The following is a 21,146-nucleotide window of genomic DNA, read 5'->3' as shown; positions in this document are numbered from 1 at the left end:
AGGTAGTATCTTTTTGTCTTTTTTTCGTACTTTGTTTCAAATAAACTTCGAGACCTAGGCTCGAAGTTTAGGCATGAGACCGTACAGGGCTGCTGCCGTCCTTCGCTACTTTAGAGAAGTCCATTTCGCCTATTTCACTTGTTGAATATGCCAAATTCTATCTGCATATTCTTTTACAGCACGATCTGCTGAGAAAATACCCGCTTTTGCAGTATTCACTAAACTCATCTTTTGCCATTGTTTTTCATCATTATAAGCCTCTTCAATTTGTTGTTGCGCATGAATATAAGATTCAAAATCTGCTAAACACATAAATGGATCATCATTTAATAAATAATCTACTAAGAAATTAAAGTTCATACCTCCAACAGTCATCGTACGAATGAAATCAAGTGTTTGTTTCACTCTTTCAGAACGATTATACCATTCCCAAGGTTTATACCCTTCTGCAACTAATTGATTGACTTCTTCTGTTTTTAATCCGAAAATAACAATATTTTCTTCACCAACCGCTTCTAAAATTTCAACATTGGCACCGTCTAATGTTCCTAGTGTAATGGCTCCATTTAACATCAATTTCATATTACCAGTACCACTTGCCTCTTTACCTGCTTGAGAAATTTGTTCACTGACATCTGCTGCTGGTAAAATAATTTCTGCTAGACTTACTTTGTAATCTGGAATAAAGACTACTTTAATGTATTCTCTTACTAATTCATCACTTTCAATTAATTGAGAGATAGAATGGATGAATTTAATAATATTTTTTGCCATATCATAACCTGATGAAGCTTTTGCAGCAAAAATAAATGTTCTTGGAGTAGGTCTTAATCCTTGATATTTAATCGCTTGATATAAATAAACAATATGCAAAGCATTTAATAATTGACGTTTATATTCATGAAGTCTCTTCACTTGTACATCAAAAATTGAATTTGGATTTACCGTAATTCCTAATGTATCTTGAATATAAGCTGCTAATTGTTGTTTTTTCTGATGTTTAATATTTTTTAATGCATGTAAAACTTTCTCATCATCTTTATACTCTAATAACTTAGAAATTTTAGATAAATCTTTTACAAAATCAATACCGATTAATGATTCTAAATAATTCGTTAACTCAGGATTTGCTTGTCCTAACCATCTTCGATGTGCAATACCATTTGTCACATTACCAAATTTATCCGGATATAAAGCATAAAATGCACGGAAAGTAGAATCGACTAAAATATCACTATGTAATTTTGATACACCATTGACATAATGACTACCAACAATTGATAAGTTCGCCATCTTAATCATACCATCATAAATAATAGCTGTTTCTGGTAATGTCATTTCATAGCCCATATCAATAACCCATTGACAGAAGCGACGATTAATTTCTTCTATAATAGAATAAATTCTTGGAAGAATTGGTTGGAATAAATCCACTGCCCATTTTTCTAAAGCTTCAGACATAATGGTATGGTTCGTATAAGCAAATGTTTTTGTTGTAATTTCCCATGATTTTTCCCAAGAATAATGGTATTCATCAATTAATAATCTCATAAATTCTGCTACTGCCATTGCTGGGTGAGTATCATTAATATGAAGTGCTGCGTATTCATGGAAGTTTTCTAATGTTCCAAATTCATGATAATGATTTTTTACTAATTGTTGTAGAGATGCACTAATAAAGAAATATTGTTGTTTAATACGTAATTCTTTTCCTTCTCTTGTGCTATCTGCTGGATATAATAATTTAGAAATAGAAGATGCAATCGCTTCTGCTTCTGAAGATCGAGAATATTCTCCACGTTCAAATAATTTCATATTAAATCCTGTTTTGGCTTTTGCTTCCCATAAACGTAAAGTATTAACAGTATCTGTATCATACCCTGAAATTAATAAATCATACGGTTCGGCTTGAATAGCTGTATAATCTTCATGAGTCACACGGAATCCTTCTGGTGTCATTTCTTCTTTAATATTTCCATAGAAACGAACTTCTACTTCTTCATCACTACGATAGACTAAACCATATTTTCCTAAATCTAACCAGTGATCCGGAAATTCTTGTTGCCAACCATTATTAATCACTTGTTTAAAAATCCCATATTCATATAAAATAGAAAATCCTGTTACTGGATAATCTTGACTTGTTAGTGCATCTAAATAACAAGAAGCTAGACGTCCTAAACCGCCATTTCCAAGCCCTGGATCAGGTTCAATTTGATAAATTTCATCTAAAGAAATATGATGTTTACTTAAATATGTTTCAATTTCTTGTTCAATTCCTAAATTAAATAAATTATTTCTTAAAGTTCTTCCAACTAAAAATTCCATGGACATATAATACGCACGTTTTACTCTACGTTTTTTTAATTCTTGTTCATATCCAAATTTCTTTTGAGATAAAATCTCACGAACACTTCTCATCATAGCTTCGTATACTTGACGTTTACTAGCATGATCAATCGTTACACCAAATTGAATTTGTAATGTTTGTTCTATACGTTGTTGAAAATTTAATGAATTCACAAAAATCACCTTAACCCTTTTTATAAAATTGATTGATATAATGAAACATATTGCTTCGCAGATTGATTCCAACTAACATCTTTGCTCATTGCTTGAGATACAATGGATGCCCAATTTTCCTTTTGAAAATCATAGACTTCTTTTGTTCGTCTTACTGCATCTAATAGATCTCCAGAATTAAAACTTTCAAATGTAAATCCTGTTCCATGAACCCCATCAAATGGTTGAACAGTATCATATAATCCTCCTACACGATGAACAATTGGAACTGTTCCATAACGCATAGAGATTAATTGTGATAACCCACATGGTTCAGTTTTAGAAGGCATTAAAAATGCATCACATGAAGCATATACTTTTGAAGACATTTCACTTGAGAACATAATTAAACTTCTAACAGCATCATGTCTACGATATTCTAATGAGCGTAAGGCTGATTCATAATGAGCATCACCCGTTCCTAAAATCACTAATTGGATTCCTAAGTCTAACAATTGATCTGCTACATCTAATACTAAATCAATTCCTTTTTGATGCGTTAATCTCGTAACCATTCCTACCATCATCTTGTGAGGATTTTCTTCTAAGGCCATTTGTCTTTGAAAGGCTAATTTATTTTCTACTTTTTTAGAAATAGTAGATAATGAATAATTTTTTTCTAAATGAGCATCTGTTTCTGGATTAAATGTATCTGTATCTAATCCATTCACAATTCCTACTAATTTCCCTTGCTCCACTTGCAAAATTTTATCTAAGCCGTATGAAAAATATGGATTTAAAATTTCTTTTGCATAAGTTTGACTGACTGTATTCACACGATTTGCTAATTGAATTGCTCCTTTTAGTAAGTTCAAATCACCATTATAAATTAATGCATCAAAATACTTATTATCTAATCCAAATAAATTGCCCATTTCGTAAGGATTAAATTTCCCTTGAAACTCAATATTATGAATCGAAATGACAGATTTCATGTTTTGATAAAATTCCATACCTCTTGATTTGTAATCATCTAAATAAATAACTGATAATGCTGTATGCCAATCATTTGCATTAATGATATCTGGTTGATAATCAATATGTGGTAAAATTTCTAAAGCTGCTTTAGAAAAGAATGCAAAACGTTCACCATCATCGTCTTGCCCATATACGGATGCGCGATTAAAATATTGTTCATTATCAATGAAATAATAAGTAATTCCATCAATTTGACATTCAAAAATACCACAATAGGCATTTCTCCAACCGTACTGTACAAAAATATATTTTTTATACTCTAAAGGAAATTTTTCACGATTGATACTAGAATATAACGGTAACACTACTCTAGCTTCTACTCCTTCAGCTTGTAATGCTTTAGGAAGTGAACCAATCACATCTCCTAGTCCACCAATTTTTACAAAAGGGGATGCTTCTGCAGCGATAAATAGAACTTTCATCATCATTCTCCTTTTTAGGTTAATAGGAACTTTCTTCTAATCAATTTGAAATAAAATTCACTGATTATTTCCTATTATACTCTTATTTATCACAAATTAAACTATAATATTGTTTTGTTTTTTACTTTTTAATGAGCTTTACAGGAACGATAAAAACGACAGTCCTTTCAACTGCCGTTTTTTGATTTTTCTATTCTTTCATTGTTTTTTGAATTAATTTTCTAAAAGTTTGAGAATAAACCTTTGCTCGATTTGGAATACATTGCATCACTCGATTCGCATAAGGAGAATTGATAGAACGTGTATCTAAAATCCATATTTCTGCTTTTTCTTGATGCGGACGATTCATTCTTCCTAATCCTTGATAAAATTGTTGTAACATTTTTTCCAAAGCATAATCTTGGAAATAATGACGATTTTGTAATTTCATTTCCTCAGCAATGACTCTTTGCTGTAATTGTGTTGGATTTGGAAAAGGTAATTTTGGAATAATTAATTGATCAATAGATACCTCTCCACTATCAAAGCCCTCCCAAAAACTATACACGCCTAATAATAAGACAGATTCTTGTTGTTGAAATTTTCGCTGAACCTTTCTGCTCGACTGATTCGTTCGTTGGACTAATAACGGAATATCTGGATATTCTAATAACACTTGCTCCAATTCCTCTAGCATTTCAATGGAATGAACTAATACGAGACATCTTCCTTGTTTTCTTTGATAAATATCTAATAATTGGCTCACTAATAAATTCACTCTTTCAGGTGTCACAATAATAGAAGGAGTCGGTAAATCTGTTGGTATAAATACAGTGTGTTCAAAATTTTGATACGTTTTTGGTAAAAATAATCCTTCTTCTTGTTTTACGATTGAATGAAATAGTGGCGTGAAGATTGGAATAGTTGCAGAAATCCCAATATACTGATGAATATAGGGTTGAATTTCTCTCCACATTTTTAAAGCAGATTTCATACTTTCTAACTGTAAACTATATTGCCCTTTTTTCAATACATATGAAACTGCTACATAACCCTCTTCTTGTTTTAATAAGAGAACCATTTCTTGTACCATTTTTTGTAAACAAGCATGAGTTTTTTGAACCAGTTCATCATTCCCTTTAAAATCAAATGTTAGTTTTAATAGCTCAATACAAGCTGATTTTACCGCTGCTAAAGTTTGGTGATGGATACTCTTCTCCCATTCTTCTGCAGATAGCAATATCACTGAAGTAGGATAACTTTCTTTTCGAATCATTTGTGTCCATTCTTCATATAAGTCACAAATCTCAAGTAATCGACGATTGATTTGTCTGGATTGATGTTCTTGAGTACTCGACATTTCTAAATAACTTTCTAAATGGTATTCGTTCCACTCCATTTGTATTTGCCATAATGCATCAAATTCCAGTAATTTCTGTTCTTGGCTTTCTAAAACATGCTCCAATTGTTGTACTTCATCCATGATCACAATTGGTTTATCAAAATGGTCTCTTTGAGGAGCTTGTTTTAAATATTGGACTAAAAATGCTTGGTTCGTAATGACCATCTTAGACTTTCTTGCATGTCGTATCGCTTTACGATAGAAATCCATTTTAGAGAATTGTCTTTCTTTTCTAGTTATTTTCTCCCATATTTCACGATGGTAAAATAACGAATTACATTCGGATAAATCTCCTGAAGTTGTATGTGCTAACCATTTTAATAAAGCAATTACTGTTAAAGCACTTTTCTGATTTTGGTATTGTTCATATTTTTCTAAAATTTCAGCTAATCCTGACAATGAAAGATAATGCTCTTGTCCTTTGACAGTTGCAATTGGAAGTGAGATTCCTAAACTTTCTTCTAATGGTTTGATTTCCTGTTCTATTAATTGTTGTTGTAGTAAAATCGTCGAAGTTGCAATCCAAATTGGATGATTTTGTGACTGTACTTGTAAAGAAACTAGTAAATAAGCTAACGTTTTTCCAAGTCCCGGCTCCGCTTCTACCCAATTAATCGAATGTCCATAATTCAATCGTTGTAACATAAATTCGATTAATTGAACTTGTAAGGGTTGATATTGAATGACCTTTTTCTCCACTAATTGATGATAAAGTTCCAATGCATTCCATTTTTGTGTCTGTTCATTATCTTCATCTTTTTCAACAATAGGATTTAATGCAAATCCCTCTATAAAAATAAATTCTTTTTGAGATACTGAACCGTTTTGACAACAGTCATGAATCACTTTCCCTGTTTCAGCCATTAAACTATCCGCAAATAATGACATTTGTTGTAAAGTAGGAGCGGGTAATTGTTCTAATTCCTCTAAACAGTTTAAAAATAATTGAGCAGTTGCATACGCATCACTTCCTGCTGAATGAATTTGTTGATGTGGAATTTCTAATAATTGCGTTAAATCTTGCAGTCGATAACTCTCAATCGTCGGATAACAAATTTGCGCTAATTGAACAGTATCCACACAGGGAGCACTCCATTCAATTCCTGCTAATTCTCTAAAACTTTCTACTAAGTAGGAATAATCAAAACTGATATTATGAGCTACAAATGTTTTTCCTTCTAATAATTGAAAAATAGTTGAAGCAATTTCATCAAAATAAGGGGCTTGCTTCACTTCTTTCTTGTCGACTCCTGTTAATTGTTGAATCTCATAAGGAATCGTTGTCTCTGGATTTATATACAAATCTACTTGAGTAACAATTTCTCCTTGTTCAATAATGGAACACCCAAATTGAAAAATTCTTCCACCTTCTTCAAATTTAGGACCCGTTGTTTCTAAATCCACTACAGCATAACTCGTATTCATTCTCTCACCTACTTTTCTCATAAAATTAGTTTACTAACTCTTTTAGGGAAACGCAACTATTCTCATAAAAAAGAAGTACACTTCCTTCTATTTGGAAATGTACCTCATCTTTCACTTCATATTTTTTGGAAACTCTATTGTAACTGTTACTTGCTTTTTACCCTTTTCTAACTGGTAACTAAACCCATAATGCTCTAATAAATTTTGAACGACTAATAAACCAATCCCTGTTTTCTTTTGATTTTCTTCTAATAGGTCATTCATTTCTTCTACGGCATCATTCACTTCATTTTGAATCATGAAACAATTTTCATCCGAAACGATTCGAATGACAGAACCTTTTTTAGCATATTGATACGCATTACTAAAAATATTGGAGAGTACCATTTTAAAAGCTTCCTGTCCGATTAATAATTGCTTTGGAATAATATGACTATGAATGGTTAAATTTCTCTTCATTGCAATCCAATGATGATCCTGAGTAACTTTTTGAATTTCTTCTTCGAGAGAAATCCATTTTGCTTTTTCTCCTAGAGCTTCCTTAGATTCTCTTAATAATTCAACTACTTTAACGGTCAGTCCATCGACAATTTGAATACATTCATCAATATAATAATCTCGATTTTTATATTTTCCAACATGATATTTCATATTTTCTAAAATAATTTTTAAACTTGCTAAAGGTGTTTTTAAATCATGAGAACGTCCACGGAAAAATTCATATTTAATTTTTTCTAATTGAAGAATCATTTCATTCTTTTCTTCTACATCATCAATCACTTGTAATAAATTAATATACAATTGATTAATTTGTGATTTTAATTCTCCAATCTCATCGGTTGACTGAACTTCTAACAAAGCATGACGATCCAATTGTTTCATTTTTCTCATGATTTTTTTCATCTGTTGAACTTGTTTCGTTATAATTCTCGCATAAATCCAAGCTATCATCAGTGACATCAAGAAGGAAACTAACAAAGTATATGGTAAAAATTTCCAACTTAAAGAAATAGCATCTTTTTGTAAATCAGTCGTTGTAATAAATTGTAAATTTAAATTTTCTCCATTTTTTGTTTGAATTTGTCGCTCTTCAATAACTAAAGAATTAGTATAACTTGAAAAATCAGCTGGTATCCCTTGACTAATTTCAAATTCATTAGAGCCTGATTCAGCTCCTGCCATCAAAGTAATATCATTTCCTTTCGAATACAGGTTCACAAAATCCATAATTTGACTTTCTTCTTTTAAGTTTAAATTAGACGAAATTTGGTCTGCTTTTATACTTAGTTCCTGTTGTTTCGTTTCAAGATAAGTCTTAGGAAAAATAAAATAAATCGAAATATGAATGCCGATGACTAACATACTTAAAATAAAAAAAGTTGTCGCTAAAATTTTTGGAAATATTTTTAATGATTTCATAGTCTCTCCAATTTATAACCCACATTACGAATTGTAATAATACAATCCAATGCTAATTTTTTACGTAATTCCTTCATATAGACATCAATCACTCGATCAAAAGGAATTTCATCTGTTTCTTTCCAAACTTGATCAATAATTTGTTGCCTACTTAATGCTTGACCTTCATGATCGACTAAACATTTTAAAATTTCAATTTCTTTAGCATTCATATCTACTTTTTCACCAGAAAGAGTTGCTGTATAACTAGAGAAATTCACACTCGTATTTTGATAAGTAAACACTTCTGTATCCGGATAATACCGTTTCATTAAAGCATCAATTCTCGCTTTTAAAACAGGTAAGGAAAATGGCTTTTCAATATAGCCATCTGCTAATTGACTAAAAGCTTTTAATTGATATTCTTCATCGCTAAAAGCTGTTAACATTAATGCAGGAATTGAACTTTTTCTTCGAATATATTCTAAAACTTCTAATCCATTCTTTTTTGGCAATTGAATATCTAATAGCACTAAATGAACTTCATTTGAATCAAATAATTCCATCGCTTCTTGTCCATCACTTGCAGCAATCATCTCATAATCACATTCACTTAAATAATCACAGACTCCTTCACGAATCGGTGCTTCATCTTCGACCATTAAAATTCTCACAGCTTCATCTCCTTTCATTCTTATTATAAATGATTTTCTTATTTCTGTCCTTGTCATTTCATAAAAAAAGAGCAGACTCAGAATCTTTTTTATTCTTTGTCTGCTCCTTTTATCCATCTATTTCATTTTTAATACCAGTTATTTTCCTAGAATTGCTACTTTTCTCCCATTATTTTTGCTTCCTTATTCAACATCCAATAATAATTCTTTAGGATTTTTACTAAATGTTTTCACACTGGCAATCGTTAATGCAATCCCTAATACCACAATCATAAATCCAACTACATATAGTACATTTGTTGGTTGAATCACCATTTCTAACGAAGTTAATGTCTTATTAAAGCCATCTACTTCAGCTCCACCACCTAAACCCGTTGAGGCTGCTTGTTTCCCCATTTGTTTTGCAATACTGGAAGTAACACTTGCAAGTAATTGATTTCCAACTGTTTTACCTGTCAAAATAGCAACTCCTGTTGCACCGATAAAGGCTGGTAAACTAATGAACAATAACTCCCATACAAATTGTCCAAATATTTCCATTTTCGATAAGCCAATCGATAATAGAACCCCAATTTCTCTTTGACGAGCATTCATCCATAAGAATAGTAATAATGCTACTGTAATTCCTGCAAATGCAATAGAACCAATAAATAATTTATTTGCGATTGAATACATTCCAGAAATTGATTGTTGTAGGGCTGGGAAGTTAGAAGAACTTTTTACTAAATTATAAGATTTCCAATTAATGGCTAATTTCCCTAAATCTTTAATGACTGTATCAAGATTTTTATTTCCTTTTACAAAGAATGTCGCATCTTGATATACTGCTGTATCTTCTGTATTTCCATATACTTTAGCAGCTGTATGAATATCGGTTACTAAAGTATTTTCATATAATTCTTGTGCTGCTGTAACTCTCGTTTTATTATGACCATCAAACAGACCTTTAATTTCAACTTCTACCGTTTCATTAGCACCTTTTTCATTATCAGCATCATAAATATTTGATTTTAATGTAATTTTATCGCCTACTTTTAAGTGATTTTTTTCAGCTAAATCTTTATGCATTAAAATTTTATATTTATCTGATTCTACTAATGGACTTCCTTCTACCAATTGATAGGCACCAGAAACAAATTTATTTTCTTTCGCAGAATCATTAACCCCTGTTAACATCACAGCACGTTTAAATTTCTTAATACGATCGGGTGTTAACACTCCTTGAGTTTCTTTTGTTTCAATAATATCGTAATCTGCTAAATCAGCTACACTATTAATACGTTTAACAGTTCCTTCGATATCTGGAGATTCAGAAATTTTTTTAATATCTTCTCCTTTAATATTTCCTCCACCACGAGGTGTTCCTTGATTCACTCGACGATTAATTTCCATTGAAAAACTATTTGTAATATTTTTAAATACTTCTTTTGAAGCTTGATTCGTTGCATCTTTCATGGATAATCCAATCATACTTAATGTCGCCATGGATAGTACAACGGCAAATAATACGAATGATTTAAAGATTTTTCTTGAAATATAAGCAAATGCATTTTTCATCCTATTCTATCTCCCTTTACTTATTTCACTGCGTGAAGTTTTGTTTCACGCAATTCTAATATACTATCTGCAGCATTTGCTACTTCTTTACTATGTGTTACAACAATGACACATTTATTTCTTTCTTTCGCTAATGCTTTAAGCACATCAATAATTTCTCCAGCTGTATGTTCATCTAAATTTCCTGTTGGTTCATCCGCTAAAATAATTGGAGCCTCTGAAACTAGCGCACGAGCAATCGCGACCCTTTGTTGTTGTCCCCCTGATAATTTTAAAACATTACGATTTACATGGCTTTCCTCTAAACCTAATTGTAATAAAATTTCTTTTGTAGCTGTAGGATTAACTAATCGAATATTTTCTAAAGGAGTTAAATAATCAATTAAATTATAATTTTGGAATACTAAGGAAATATGATGTTTACGGTGATAACTATCTCCTTTTTCTTGAATATCTTCTCCTTCAAATAAAATCTTTCCACTTGTTGGATTATCTAATGCTGCTAATAAAGATAATAATGTTGATTTTCCAGAACCCGATTTCCCAATAATGGCGTAAAATTTACCTGTTTCAAATTCTTGATCAATTTGTGATAACACAGATTGACGTGCTTCCTTATATTGATAACTTACTTTATTCATTGATAATACACTCATGTTCATTCTCCTAACTCATTTTTGATAATATTTCTTTTGGTTTTTTCATTAAAAAGATTCCTAATGTTACAGCAAGTGAGAATACAATCACTATTGCTAATAATGCATAACTTTGACTAAACACGCTCATTACTGCCTGTTGTGCTCCTTTTGAAATAAAGTTTCCTAAAGGAGATTGTTCCGAATCCATCGATATAAATCCATTCATTAGTTGTTGAACCATCATAGGTCCTAATGCAAGCGAAACAAAAATAGCAGGAATCGTCAATAAGAATAATTCAACAAAGAATTTTCCAATAATCCAAGCTTTATGAATTCCAATCGATAATAAAATACCAATCTCATAAATTCTTTCTCGCACACTTAACATTAACATTAAGGATAGAACTACCGCACCAGCGATTAAAATTCCAACTGTCATCCATTGAACCATACTTTGAAGACCAGTTATACTTTCTAATATATCATCGAAATCTTGTTTTTGATTTTCGATGACAAACTCTTCCCAATTGAATGGTAAAGCTTCTATAGCTTGTTTCATTTTCTGTAATTCTTCACTTGACGAAGCAAAGATATTTAATCCTGTCACAACTTCTTCTGAATCACTAGAAAAGGCTTGACGAATCGATTCATAATCCGTAAACACTGTATTTTCACTAAAATCAGAAGTTAATCCTGTATAAGTTTCTTGCTTTTTCCCAGAAAAAATTCCAACAATTTCATAGTCTACTTTTTTCTTCTCACCAGTTTCTTGTTGGATGACATCAAGGGTTATCGTATCTCCAAGATTTAATTGATTTTTAGAAGCTAATTCTTCATGAATCATGATTTTATGAACATCCGTTGCTTCTATCATTTTTCCCTTTAACAATGAGAAAACTCCACTTGAGAATAGTTTTTCTCGATTTACTTGGCTACTAGAATTGAGAGAAACAACATTTTTCATTTCTTCATCAATATCATCTCGTTGAATTTTTTCTTCCCCAGTCACCACTGAGTGATTTTCTAATTTTGCAATGGTTTGATAATGTTTTTCTAAAGACTCATTATCTGCAACTTTCTTTATTTCTTCCACTTGTTTAAATGAAAAACTTGTTCCATCTTTTTTTCTAAATTCAAACGAAGAAGTTGTCGTTTGTTTTAATTGTTGTTGTACTGTGGAAGTCGTAGATAATAACCTCATACAAGCAAATATACAAGCTAAAATAACACTAAAGATAGTGATTAATATCAGACTTTTCTTTCTCTTCCTAAAAATATAAAGTGCTGCATTTTTTATCAAAGGGATAACTCCTCTCTCTCATTTCTTATCTGTAACTTATTATAGGGAGAGTTTATGAAATGTATATGAAATGAAAACAAAAAAACCTCGCCAGGATAACTGACGAGGTTTTGTATTATAGTGGAAATACTGCTACACCGATAATTTTTTTATCAAAATTATGCAATTCTTGTAATTTTTTCTCAAAATCAACATAACGAGTCTTACCAAATTCTTCAACGAATAGGTAAGCATCAAATTGACAAATTCTTTCAAAATTAGAAGCTTCTACATATTCAATCATTACATCTTGAATTTTATTTTCCCATTGTTTTGCAATAGCTTTACTTGAAGTAACCACTGCAAACTCTCCATGAGTTTCTTTTTTATAGCGAATTAATTGACGTAACACTTCTGCATTTTCAATTTCAAATACTTGATGGATATCATATTTTTTAAAATCTCCTGCACGGTTCATTGTAGGGTTAAATAAATACCAAACAAAGTTCATAAAGATGATAATAAATCCTGCTAATACGAAAACAACTACCATTCTTAACACTAATTGTTTTACATTGAAATTTGAAACAGTTGTTTCACTTCCCCCAACTTCTTGGGAGTTAACAGTATTTAATTTTTGAATCGTTACGTCTTTAAATACATCTTTATAACTGTTCATTAATGCATCTACTTTTTTCTCAATTAATTGGTTTAAAGTAGGACTTGTTGTTAAAGCCTTAACAGAAACTCCTGTATAATCTCCTAATGAAGTAACAATGATTTTCTTTTCCCAGAAATCTATATCTGAATTTCTTAATTGAGTTGCATTACTTGCAATTTCACCTGCAAATGTTGCTACTTCTTGATCTGTTGAATCATTGAATAAATACGCTCCATTCATATTTGAGCTAATTAGTTTAGAGTAAAAATAACTATATTGGTCATTTTTTATATTTGCTTCTGTTTTGAATTCTTTTTCTGGAGCATTAATTTTATAAATAATATAACTTGAGTAACTTGTATTATTTTTTACGACTGATTTTGAAGTAATAGCTTTATAACTCATCGGTACTGCCATTAAAATAAATAATACAAATACTGCAATTGCGTTCCACTTTTTCTTTTTCTTTAAATTAGCTAATAAATCAGCTAATGAATAATTTTCAAACATGTATATAACCATCCTTTGCTAATGTTGTATGATAAATTGGTTTCTTCATTGAATAGGACATTAAGAAAATCACTATTACAACTGTCCAAAATTGCATTGTAAACAAACTAAAGAAACTCTCTGAGAAACTACTTCTTGCCATAAAAAATAGATTTCCAAGGACTAGTAATGACACAGTAAAACCAAGAAGATTTTTACGATAAGCTGAATTTAGTAACGCGATAAAAATAAACCCTAAAATACAACTCGTTATAAATAATCCAACAAAACCATAATCGGTGTAAACTTCCATCATATAACTACTTCCGATACCATGTCCATCTAAATATTGTTTTTTTAATACTAAATACGAAATATTATGAGCATAACTATTACTTTCTAAAGCTAATTCAATACTATTTGTCGTTGTTTTAAAAGCTGTAGTTCCTAATAAATTCATCCCAATACTACCGCGATAAAAATAATCAATAATAGGACCAAATGTAAAGTTTCTCATTTCTCGAATTGGTAAACTACTACGATATAAATATCCTCTAGCTAAAACTCCAAAACTAGTTCCTTGTTTGTAAATAAAATCGACTAATAAAGCAAAGATACTATCAAACTTTAATTTCGCTCCATCTCGAATATAGTTCATCGCCCCCATGGCAAGCATTAAGACTGGTGTTCCTATTCCTAATGCAATTTTTTCTCTACGTCCAAGCCAAACTTCTTTTTTATCAGAATAATGGCGCATAAAGAAATAAACAAAGGCAAATAATAAACTTAAAATAAACGGATTTCTCGTTCCAATGACTAAATGAATCATATTAGCAGCAACATATAATCCTAGCATAAAAATAGATACTTTTTTAGAAGGTTTCGTTGCTAAATAGACACATAATGCATAGAACATAAAAGCTGATAATAAATAAGTAAAGTATGGTAATTTACTTGTGAAATTCGCATAATATCCATAGTAAGTAGTTTGTAATCTAAAGATTAAACGTTCCACTAATCTTAATACATAAAATGGATATGTTAACCAAAATACTGCTAAAGAAACTCTTCGAACTTGTAAAATTAATCGAGCATAAGAATTTTCATCAACAGGCTTTTCTTTCTTTCGACTAAAATATCTGACACCTATGATTCCACCCAACCATAATCCTAGCAAGGATACTAAAATGATATTAAAAGTGAATATATACGCATCTTGTTGATATGTTTCAAAACTTCCAATTCTTAAATAATCAATAAGTGGTCTTGAAAATAAAAATACAAAAATGGTCATATAAAACAAGATATGAATTAATTGATATTTTAAGTTATAAAAACTAAATAATGTATGTGCAATAAAAACTATTACAACTGTATATAATAAAGTTTCTAAATGATTATTGTTTAAATAAATCAAATAAAAAACAATCGCTAGCCCATAACAGAAAGTTGTAAGTACTGCATGAAGTTTTCTTAAAGAATCCGGCATCTATCTAACTCCTTTCTTCTTTAGATAATTGAAATAACTCCTCTATTTGTTGCAGTTGTTTTTCAATTGTAAATTGTTGGATAAATTCTGAATATTGTTCAGAAATTCTTTTTTCTCCAGTAATATAATTTTTAAGGGCATCGATGGCTTCTTGATTAGAATCGACGACTTCTCCAAATTGTCCTTCATTCGATAATTCTAAAGCTCCTCCAACATTTGTAGAAACAAAAGGAATTCCTAATGTTACTGCTTCGACAACAGCTCCTGAAAACCCTTCTTGTTTTGATAAAGATAGCAGAACTTTAGCTTGCTTTAAAATGGAATATGGATTTTTTTGATAGCCTAAGAAATGAACTTTATTCTGTAATTGAAGACGTTCTACTTCTCCTTTTAAGAAGGTCTCTTGTTCTCCACTACCAATATAGTATAAATGGACATCAGATAATTCTTGTTGTAATTTGGTAAAGACTTCTAACACACGATCCGTCCCTTTTAACTCTTCTAAACGACCTATGACACAAATACTATTTTTTTCCAAGGTAACTGGGGCAACTTCTTCTGATTTTTCAAGAAGAGAAGTAAAATCATAACCATTATAAATCGTTTGAATTTTATCATTAAACATTGGATAAACTGTTTCAATCGATTCTTTTGTTTTTTTAGAAATTGCAATAATTTTATCTGCATGGCTCAATTGTTCATAATGATTTTTACGATAGTGAGCTTGATTTTCCGCTAAAAATGCTTCAATACTTCCATGAATCCAAGCAAATTTTTTAACTTCTACTCTCTTAGAAAATGGAAATGCAGGATTCATAATAGTAAAGGAAACTTCAATATCATAGTCATCTTTGATCAGCCATTTTCTGACTAAATGTGGAAAATAAATTCTTAGACGCCATAAAATTGTTTCCATTAATCGTCCATATTTTCTCTTTTTATACGGTTTTAAAATCCTTACTCCTTCAGGAACAGCTTCATATCCTTTATCAAAATGGTCCATTTCTAAAATATCAATTTGATATTTTTCTAAATCCAAATTAGAAACGATTGTTGATAAAATTTTTTCAGCTCCTCCTCCTAATGAGAAAGACCATAAAAAGAAAAGTACTTTTTTCTTATTTTCCATAATATTCACCTTTATAATGTGTATAGCTTTTCTCTAAATCAACTAACACTGCATCGTGATGACCTACTTGTTTTTCTACTGGTGGTGGAGTCATATAATCCCCAAAAGCAGTTTTTAAATAGGCATCATATCCAATTGGAATTGGTAATTCCGTTTCTTCAAAAGGAAGCCATAAAGCATCTTCAAAACTTGAAATTGGATACTTTTTCTTCATATAGTATGGACCAGAACAAAGTTCAGTAATCCCGTCACTTTCTTCTTTTGTATATTTTGTCATTTCAGCTTCAGCTTTTTTCCAAATTTTATAACGAAGTTTTTTAGAAGGAACAAGTGCTAATAAAGCTTGACTTCCCCACTTCATAATTCCACCATGCTTTTCTGGTATAGTTTGAGCACAAAACAGTGAATAGACTAAAGCAGCTATCACTTGTTTTTTTCGTGATAGCTCATTAGTTGGATAATAATCCAATGGTAGCACATCTAAAGCTAATCCATGTGGAATATCCAAATCTTGTTGATAAGGTTTAATACATGTTGTTTGTGTATCTCTTATCGTAATAAATAAATTACGGTCTAAATAATTTTCATTACTTTTAGAAAGTTGATAACGACTATCAGCTTTTTGTGGCCAAAGTTGTGCTAATTTTTCATAATCTTTTCTTGGCATAAAGAAATCTAAGTCATCATCCCAAGGAATAAATCCTTTATGTCGTAAAGTCCCAATTGCTCCTCCACCACATAAGTAGCAAAGTAAATCATTTTCCTTACAAAATTGAACGAAATACTCTGCCATTTCTAAACACTTCTCTTGAAGTGGTTCCATGATTTCACCTCATTATTAAATATCCCATTTCGCTACTGTCTTAAATGGTGTAACAGTATCTTCTTCAAAGAAATGATAAATATCTTGAATATCTTGAATTTTATTTGATTCATGAATAATTAAATTCAATCTTGAATGTACTTGAGGGCGTTCCATCATTTGAACAGCTCCTTCAAAATCTTCACGTCCTGAACGTGAACTTCCAACCCAAGTTAAACCTTTTTCTAATATATCTCGTGTATTTAATGGAACTTCAAACTCGCTTACCCCCATCATAACAACTGCCCCTTGAGGTCTAATATGTTTAATAATATCTCGATAAGCCTCTTGAGTTCCCGTTCCACCAACACATTCAAAAGCATGATCAAACGTGAAATCATCTTCAATTTCACTCACATCATAAACTTCATCTGCAAAAGAGAATAAACGTAATTTATCATGATTTTTTCCAACTACAATAATTGTCGAGTTAGGGAATTTTTCTTTTGCTAGTGTTGCAACAACATATGCTAAACTTCCGGACCCCCATACGACAATACGGTCTCTTCTTGAATGTGCTACTTGTTTCATTCTTGTAATCCCATGAATCCCAACGGAAACAAATTCAGTAATTGCAGCAACTTTTGATGGAATCGTTTCATATTTCACCACACGATTTTTAGGAATTGTGACAAATTCTCTCATAAATCCATCATGTCCACTTGAACGGAAATAACCACCTTTCACATAGTTTTCATAAAATTCTGTTCCCTCTTCAAATTCTTTTGGAGGTTGATTTGGAATCATGACGACTTTATCTCCAGGTTTATACGTCCCAGAAGCATCACTTACAACAATCCCACAACATTCGTGAATTAATGCCATTGGTAATTTTTTTTGTAAAATTTTTGGTGGACGTGTTCCTTGAAAATAACGTTGGTCTGCATGACATAGTGCAATATAATTTGGTCTAACAACTACTGTATCTTCTTGCTCCATTTCAACGTCTTCATATTTCACAGAAAAATAATGCGGACGAATCAATTGATAAACTCGATTAATCACTTAGATCTCTCCCAACATCGCTTCAGCAATTTTTAAATCCGTTACTGTCGTAATTTTAATATTTGAATATTCCCCTTGAACTAATCCAACAGGAGTATTATTTAACACAAACACTTTACAAGCATCTGTTAAAATTTGTTTCACATCGTCTTCCATTGATTCGTAAATATCTACAAACGCACGAATCTTGAACGTTTGTGGTGTTTGTCCTTGATACATATGTGTACGATTTGGAATAGATGAAATAACTTTTCCATCTACCGATTCCACAATTGTATCATTTGCAAGAACGACTGTATCTGCTACATCATACTCTTTCATGGCAGCAATATTTTCTTGAATCATTCGATAAGATACAAAAGGACGTACTGCATCATGAGTAATTAAAATATCATCTGTCGTTTCATCAGATTTTTCTTGAATATCCTGAATAATATTCATAATACTATCGTTTCTATCTTTCCCACCTGAAACAACACGAATTTTTTCTTTTTGAGTTGGGACATATTTATTCAGCAGGTCTTCAAAGTAAGTCATCCAATTTGGATGAACGGCTACATAAATCACATCAATATCTGGAACAAATAAAAATTTCTCGACAGTATGCATAATAATCGGTTTTTGCCCTAATGTTAAAAACTGTTTGGGCATATCTTGAATTCCCATACGAGTTCCCGTACCACCAGCAAGTATTCCGGCGTAAATCATTCGACTTCCTTCTTTCTATGGTGTAGTTAAATATAATAAGTTTTCTCTTTGTTGTAATAATGGATATGTTGTCACGGATTTTTGTCCTAAATATTTACGGATTAAATTTGATTTTTCTAGTAATTCTTCATCTGTTGCATAAGAATAATAAATTTGTTCTCCAATCGAATTCGTTAATAATAATGAACGTTCTTCAATAAATGCTTGTTCTAAATTATCAAATGAAGGTCCATAAGTATTTTTCAAAGCCATAATTCTACCAATTGGAATATCTGTTTTAACATTGTTTTTGACAGCATTCATTATTTTTTCAAAATTTGTAATAGAATTAAAGGACATCATTTTTTTCACTAACTGTTCAATGACAATTCTCTGACGTTTTTGACGACCATAATCTCCTTCTGGATCATCATAACGCATTCTTGCAAAGCGTAAAGCACTTTCTCCGTCTAATAATTCTGTTTTTCCTTCTACAAATGAACGTTCTTCATATGTGAAAGTTAGTGGACTAGTTACTTCAATACCACCTACTGCATCTACAAATTCCATTAATCCTGACATATTAATTTCCATATAAAAATCAATGGTCGTATCAAATAATTTTTCTACAGAATTAATCGCCATTTTAGCTTGTCCATATGCATATGCATGATTAATTTTATCATACGTATTCATACCAACAATTTCAGTATAAGTATCACGAGGAATACTTAATAATTGAGCTTTTTTATCTGTAGGATTGGCTGTTAATAACAGCATTGTATCACTACGTCCATCTTCTGTAGGACGTCCATATGCCCCATTATCAATCCCTAATAATAAAACATTAATAGGTTTAGCATTTTCAATGATTTCTTTTGCTTCTTCTTCTGTACGATTCCCTACATCTTGTGTAATTGTATTTACTGTTTGATGAAATAAATTCAATTTATCAGCAAAAACAATAGAAGCTCCTACTAATAAAGCTGTCATCAGTATAAAGATAAATAACAGTTTTCCTTTTTTCTTTTTATGTCTCCTTTTTGAACGAAGACCAAAATCGTGATGTTCTACCATTTGCTTTCCTCAAATTCTATTTAAATTATTGATTATTAATTGTTTGAACCATTCGCTTCTGTTGAAGCAGGTTTAGGTGCAATTGTTGTATTAGTTGGTGCTGGAGCAAGCTCTACTGAACTTGTTTCTGTTCTTGTAGGTGCCACAGTCGTTGGTTGACTAGGTTGAGCCGGTTGAGTATTTTTTGTTGTTTCAACTTTTTTATCATCCGTTTTTTGAATAGTTGATGAAGTTGTTGTATTCACAGTAGTTGGTGCTACTGGAGTTACAGGTGTAACAGGTTGCTGATTTTCAACTTGAGGTACTGTTGCAGGTTCAACATACTCATCTGCACTTTCCTCTTGATAAAATACTGGATTTGATGGTTGATGATTTTCAACATTTGGTACAATTTGTGTCTCATTCGTTTCAATATGTTTTAATGTCTCAACTTTTTCTAATTCTAGATTTTCACGTAATACATTTGAAATACGTAATCTTTCATCTTCTGGAACAACAAAATAGTAAATTCCACCAATCATTGTACCTGCCCCACTAATCTTATCACTTTCAAAATTTTTCAAAGCCTTTGGATAATTATTTTTAACAGATAGTAATTTATCTAATGTGAAGTTTGTTCGAACCGAATTTTCTAAAGTATTTAAAATCTCTTCATAGCGAGTGACAGAAGTGATATTTAATAATTTTTCAACTAATTTTTGAATCACATATTGCTGTCTCTTTTGACGTCCCATATCACCTTCGGGATCATCATATCGCATTCTTGCATATCTTAAAGCTGCTTCTCCATCTACATGACGATCAACACCTTCTGTAAATGATTCTCCTTCATAAGTAAAAGTTAATAGTGGAGTAATCTCTAACCCTCCAACAGCATCCACTAAGCCCATTAATCCACCCATATCGACCGTTACATAATAATCAATTGGAATATTTAACATGTTTTGAACGCTATTAATTGACATCTTTTCTTGTCCAAATGCATAAGCATGATTGATTTTATCATTAGTTCCATAGCCAATAATTTCAGTATAAGAATCTCGTGGAATACTTACGATTGTTGTTTTTCCTAGTTTTTCATTCACAGTTACAACTAACATTGTATCACTACGACCAACTTCTGTTCCACGTCCATAAGCTCCATTATCAATCCCTAATAATAAAACAGAGAAACTGTCATTATCCGTAATTTCTTTTTCACGTAAATTAACGGTTTCTACTTCTTGGTGAATCGCATTTTCTACTTTTGCTAATCGAGCACGAATATAAGCTCCTGTTACCGTAATTAATGTAGCTGCCAATACAATAAAAAATATTGTCCATTTTCTTCTTTTATTTTTTTGAATTTTTTTATGAATATGATTTTCTAATCTGCTCAAACTGTTCAACCTCTCTTTTATCTACAATCAATTTATTATACCATAATTCCTCTT

16 protein-coding genes are annotated in these 21,146 nt (G+C 31.1%); all 16 read right to left on the bottom strand.

Translation table 11 applies throughout. The features are described 5' to 3' along the window. Positions 1–129: 129 nt before the first annotated feature. The 16 genes from RWR88_RS05215 to RWR88_RS05140 all read right to left on the bottom strand — a co-directional run bounded on the left by RWR88_RS05215 (position 130) and on the right by RWR88_RS05140 (position 21,092). Positions 130–2,523, bottom strand: a complete 2,394-nt coding sequence (locus tag RWR88_RS05215) for a glycogen/starch/alpha-glucan phosphorylase (protein WP_314450943.1) — start codon at positions 2,521–2,523, stop codon at positions 130–132. Positions 2,524–2,543: 20 nt separating this feature from the next. Then, positions 2,544–3,962 carry a glycogen synthase GlgA gene (gene glgA / locus RWR88_RS05210; RefSeq protein ID WP_314450942.1) on the bottom strand — a complete coding sequence of 473 codons (1,419 nt, stop codon included), beginning with the start codon at positions 3,960–3,962 and terminating at the stop codon, positions 2,544–2,546. Between the two features lie 190 nt (positions 3,963–4,152). Further along, a complete protein-coding gene (locus tag RWR88_RS05205) occupies positions 4,153–6,768 on the bottom strand; it encodes a helicase C-terminal domain-containing protein (protein ID WP_314450941.1) in 2,616 nt (871 codons plus the stop codon). A 111-nt stretch (positions 6,769–6,879) separates the two neighbouring features. After that, positions 6,880–8,187: a HAMP domain-containing sensor histidine kinase gene (locus RWR88_RS05200; protein ID WP_314450940.1), complete on the bottom strand. Its 1,308-nt coding sequence runs from the start codon at positions 8,185–8,187 to the stop codon at positions 6,880–6,882. After that, positions 8,184–8,840 (bottom strand): response regulator transcription factor, encoded by a 657-nt coding sequence (locus tag RWR88_RS05195; protein ID WP_314349704.1) that lies wholly within the window; start codon positions 8,838–8,840, stop codon positions 8,184–8,186. The genes RWR88_RS05200 and RWR88_RS05195 overlap by 4 nt, the downstream gene beginning before the upstream one ends. A 183-nt stretch (positions 8,841–9,023) precedes the next feature. After that, positions 9,024–10,397 (bottom strand): FtsX-like permease family protein, encoded by a 1,374-nt coding sequence (locus tag RWR88_RS05190; RefSeq protein ID WP_314450939.1) that lies wholly within the window; start codon positions 10,395–10,397, stop codon positions 9,024–9,026. A 20-nt stretch (positions 10,398–10,417) separates the two neighbouring features. Beyond that, the gene (locus RWR88_RS05185) at positions 10,418–11,053 is read right to left on the bottom strand and encodes an ABC transporter ATP-binding protein (RefSeq protein WP_314450938.1); all 636 of its coding nucleotides are present in this window, start codon (positions 11,051–11,053) and stop codon (positions 10,418–10,420) included. Between the two features lie 10 nt (positions 11,054–11,063). Next, positions 11,064–12,335, bottom strand: coding sequence for an ABC transporter permease (locus RWR88_RS05180; protein WP_314450937.1), 1,272 nt, complete (start codon positions 12,333–12,335; stop codon positions 11,064–11,066). A gap of 115 nt (positions 12,336–12,450) precedes the next feature. Further along, positions 12,451–13,485, bottom strand: coding sequence for a prephenate dehydratase (locus RWR88_RS05175; RefSeq protein ID WP_314450936.1), 1,035 nt, complete (start codon positions 13,483–13,485; stop codon positions 12,451–12,453). Next, positions 13,478–14,953: an O-antigen polysaccharide polymerase Wzy family protein gene (locus RWR88_RS05170; protein ID WP_314450935.1), complete on the bottom strand. Its 1,476-nt coding sequence runs from the start codon at positions 14,951–14,953 to the stop codon at positions 13,478–13,480. Before RWR88_RS05170 ends, RWR88_RS05175 begins: the two co-directional genes overlap by 8 nt. A 4-nt stretch (positions 14,954–14,957) precedes the next feature. Further along, a complete protein-coding gene (locus tag RWR88_RS05165; protein WP_314450934.1) occupies positions 14,958–16,082 on the bottom strand; it encodes a glycosyltransferase in 1,125 nt (374 codons plus the stop codon). After that, positions 16,072–16,905, bottom strand: a complete 834-nt coding sequence (locus RWR88_RS05160; protein WP_314349356.1) for a phosphorylcholine transferase LicD — start codon at positions 16,903–16,905, stop codon at positions 16,072–16,074. The genes RWR88_RS05165 and RWR88_RS05160 overlap by 11 nt, the downstream gene beginning before the upstream one ends. Before the next feature lie 15 nt (positions 16,906–16,920). Next, positions 16,921–17,949, bottom strand: a complete 1,029-nt coding sequence (locus RWR88_RS05155) for an alcohol dehydrogenase catalytic domain-containing protein (protein ID WP_314450932.1) — start codon at positions 17,947–17,949, stop codon at positions 16,921–16,923. Further along, on the bottom strand, positions 17,950–18,657 hold the full coding sequence (locus RWR88_RS05150) for a 2-C-methyl-D-erythritol 4-phosphate cytidylyltransferase (protein ID WP_314450931.1): 708 nt from the start codon (positions 18,655–18,657) through the stop codon (positions 17,950–17,952). Positions 18,658–18,672: 15 nt separating this feature from the next. Beyond that, complete coding sequence (locus RWR88_RS05145) at positions 18,673–19,713, bottom strand: LCP family protein (RefSeq protein WP_314450930.1); 1,041 nt, start codon at positions 19,711–19,713, stop codon at positions 18,673–18,675. 35 nt (positions 19,714–19,748) lie between these two features. After that, entirely contained in the window at positions 19,749–21,092 is a 1,344-nt protein-coding gene (locus RWR88_RS05140) for an LCP family protein (protein ID WP_314450929.1), read from the bottom strand. Positions 21,093–21,146 lie beyond the last annotated feature (54 nt).

This window comes from uncultured Granulicatella sp. (assembly GCF_963528195.1).
In the GTDB taxonomy this organism is placed as follows: domain Bacteria; phylum Bacillota; class Bacilli; order Lactobacillales; family Aerococcaceae; genus Granulicatella.
Note: the sequence above shows the minus strand (reverse complement) of the source record. Positions and strands in the feature narration are given on the sequence as shown.

Excerpts from the sequence above, each read along its gene's own strand:
- glgA (WP_314450942.1), bottom strand. The coding sequence starts at position 3,962 with ATGAAAGTTCTATTTATCGCTGCAGAAGCATCCCCTTTTGTAAAAATT.
- RWR88_RS05205 (WP_314450941.1), bottom strand. The coding sequence starts at position 6,768 with ATGAATACGAGTTATGCTGTAGTGGATTTAGAAACAACGGGTCCTAAA.
- RWR88_RS05200 (WP_314450940.1), bottom strand. The coding sequence starts at position 8,187 with ATGAAATCATTAAAAATATTTCCAAAAATTTTAGCGACAACTTTTTTT.
- RWR88_RS05190 (WP_314450939.1), bottom strand. The coding sequence starts at position 10,397 with ATGAAAAATGCATTTGCTTATATTTCAAGAAAAATCTTTAAATCATTC.
- RWR88_RS05185 (WP_314450938.1), bottom strand. The coding sequence starts at position 11,053 with ATGAGTGTATTATCAATGAATAAAGTAAGTTATCAATATAAGGAAGCA.
- RWR88_RS05175 (WP_314450936.1), bottom strand. The coding sequence starts at position 13,485 with ATGTTTGAAAATTATTCATTAGCTGATTTATTAGCTAATTTAAAGAAA.
- RWR88_RS05170 (WP_314450935.1), bottom strand. The coding sequence starts at position 14,953 with ATGCCGGATTCTTTAAGAAAACTTCATGCAGTACTTACAACTTTCTGT.
- RWR88_RS05165 (WP_314450934.1), bottom strand. The coding sequence starts at position 16,082 with ATGGAAAATAAGAAAAAAGTACTTTTCTTTTTATGGTCTTTCTCATTA.
- RWR88_RS05160 (WP_314349356.1), bottom strand. The coding sequence starts at position 16,905 with ATGGAACCACTTCAAGAGAAGTGTTTAGAAATGGCAGAGTATTTCGTT.
- RWR88_RS05150 (WP_314450931.1), bottom strand. The coding sequence starts at position 18,657 with ATGATTTACGCCGGAATACTTGCTGGTGGTACGGGAACTCGTATGGGA.
- RWR88_RS05145 (WP_314450930.1), bottom strand. The coding sequence starts at position 19,713 with ATGGTAGAACATCACGATTTTGGTCTTCGTTCAAAAAGGAGACATAAA.